General features: G+C 62.0%; 3 protein-coding genes. 1 reads left to right on the forward strand and 2 read right to left on the reverse strand.

Annotated features, from left to right (window positions below; translation table 11 throughout):
• Positions 1-1,354: DEAD/DEAH box helicase family protein (locus tag GX108_06175; protein ID NLO56623.1), on the reverse strand; the 1,354-nt coding region annotated here is incomplete at its 3' end.
• A 16-nt stretch (positions 1,355-1,370) separates the two neighbouring features.
• Positions 1,371-2,024 carry a PrsW family intramembrane metalloprotease gene (locus GX108_06180; GenBank protein NLO56624.1) on the reverse strand — a complete coding sequence of 218 codons (654 nt, stop codon included), beginning with the start codon at positions 2,022-2,024 and terminating at the stop codon, positions 1,371-1,373.
• A 133-nt stretch (positions 2,025-2,157) separates the two neighbouring features.
• On the opposite strand from GX108_06180, the gene GX108_06185 reads away from it, so the two are divergent.
• Positions 2,158-2,408, forward strand: a 251-nt coding sequence (locus tag GX108_06185; protein ID NLO56625.1) for a 30S ribosomal protein S20, incomplete at its 3' end; no start/stop codon positions are given.

Raw genomic sequence — 2,408 nt, forward strand, 5'->3', positions numbered from 1 at the left:
CCCAGATGGTCATCTGCTCTTCCAGGTCGAAGGGAGAGTCGAGGACGAGCCTCTCGGTGGATTCCAGCCCTGTCTCCTGCTCCCAGAAGGAGAAGTCGTCGCCGATGGCCATGGTCGCCGATACGGCCACGAGGGCCTCCAGGGGCCTGGCGAAGAACCAATCGCCGATAAGGTCGCCGCAGAAGGTGGGCGAGCTGTTTATGCCCCGGCCGTCCCACCAGTAGGCCCACAGGGGGTAACGGTCCACCCTGGCGCACCAGCCGGTGGTATGGGAGATAGTCCCCACGCTGTCCCTCCACTGGTGAAGAAGGGCCACCGATTCCCTGTCGTCGGCGCCGTTTTTCTCGGGCGGCGTCCCCGCTGCCTTGAGTATTTCCTCGGCGAGGCCGAGGAGGGTGCCGGGGTTGTCGGGGGGAGCCGACTCGTCGGTGAATATCTCGCCCTGGGGGACCTCCTTCTTCCACCGGTGGAAGAGCCTCTCCGACTCTTTTTTCACCTCGTCGGCGAGGAGGATCAGCCCTTGGCGGTCGTGGTCGGAGATCCAGTCCATCCTGGGGAAGACCCGGGTTTTCGCGAAGTCCATGGTCCTGGCCCACTCCTCCCCCGTGGCCCTCATGGCTGCGGCGGACCGGGCCGCCTCGGTGAGACGATGGGCCTCGTCACAGAGGATAGCGTCGTAGGGCACAGGAAATCCCCTGCCGGTGGAGGCGGAGTAGGAGAAAAAGAGGTGGTAATTGGCCACGATGATGTTCCATTCCTGGGCCTGCTGCACGACCCTGCGGAGGAAGCAGCTCTCCCTGAAGGGGCAGCCGTTGCCCCTGCACGCCTCGGAGGCGGCCGAAAGAGCGGATATGACGGGGTGACCGGGGGGAAGGGCCAGTTCGGAGAAGTCGCCCGTTTCGGTCTTCTCCATCCAGGCGACCAGCTCCAGGACTAGGTCCGGCTCCAGGTGGGCCAGCAGTTCCCTTTCGCCGATCTCCTTGCCCCTCAGCCTGCAGAGGTAGTTGGCCTTCCCCTTGATGAGCCCGAAGGAAAGGTCCTTCACGCCCAGGCAGTCGCACAGGTCGGGTAGGTCCCTTTTGACGATCTGTTCCTGCAGGGGGATGCCCGAGGTCAGGAAGAGGACCTTGCGGTCCTCCTCGAGACACCAATACAGGGCCGGCACCAGCAGCGCATGGGTCTTGCCCGTTCCGGTGGGGGCCTCGGCCAGCAGGACGCCCCCGTCGCCGGTTTCCAAGCAGTTCATGACCCTTTCGGCGAGGATCTCCTGCTGGGGCCGGTGCTCAAAACCGGTGAAACGCTGCGAGAGCAGGCCCTTTTCCGAAAATATGTCCTTCATGGAAGGTTTACTCAAGGGCAAGGCGCCTCCATCATGAGCAGGTGCGAGACCTGTGGATCATCCTGAAACCGCCGATCCACATGGCGGCCACGATCCAGGTGGCGGCCATAAAACCGCCGAGGCTGTTCGTCAGCAACAGGTAGTTGAACGCCCCGTGAGCGACAACGGGAACAAGGAGTATCCTGGAAAGGATGAAAGGGGGCCCGGTGGTCATCTTCTGCCGGGCCGCCTCGTAGCCCATCGCGAGGCCACAGAGGGCGTGGAGGGGGACCGAGAGCAGGGCCCTCCATCCCGCCACCGCCCAGGGGTTGATGGAACCCACCACGTAAAAGAGGTTCTCCATGGTGGCGAATCCAAGGGCCACGCTGGTCCCGTAGACTATGCCGTCGTAGCATTCGTCGCATTCGTTTGAAAGGATGTACCTTTTAAGCGCCATCCACTTGCAGTGCTCCTCGACGAGGGCCACCCCAAGGAAGGCGGTCAAAAGGGGTGAAAAGGCGAGGGGCCCGCTTATGATCTTCTCCACGAAACCAGCGGGGAAGACGAAGAGCATCCCCCGCAGGAAGGCCGAGAAGACCAGGGATAGCGGCTCCGGTTCGAGGTAGTCCTTGTTGTAGAACCACCACAGGAGCGCCAGGCCCGGCGCCACCGCGATGGCCGCTACAAGTCCCTTCCCTATCTCCAACCCGTTGCCCCCCTCTCGCAAGTGTTTCGTGATAGAATGTGCTGGTCCCATCCATGGGTATAATATTCACCGCTAGTTGCGGATAACGCAACAGCCATGGTAAAATGTGGCCTGCTGTAAAGGGGGTGACACGATGGCTAACACGAGATCCGCCCGGAAAAGAGTGCGGACGTCCGAAAGGAACAGGATCTACAACCGCTACTGGACCACCCGGTGCAAGACCAGCGCCAAGAAGGTCCTGGAGGCGATAAACAACAACGATGCCGAGCTTGCCCTGAAGAGGTTCGACGACGCCCAGTCGGCGCTGGACAAGGCGGTAGTCAAAGGCGTTATTCACCGAAACACGGCTGCCCGAAAGAAATCGAGGCTCACCAAGGCCATCCG

The organism is Thermovirga sp. (genome assembly GCA_012523215.1).
GTDB lineage: Bacteria > Synergistota > Synergistia > Synergistales > Thermovirgaceae > 58-81.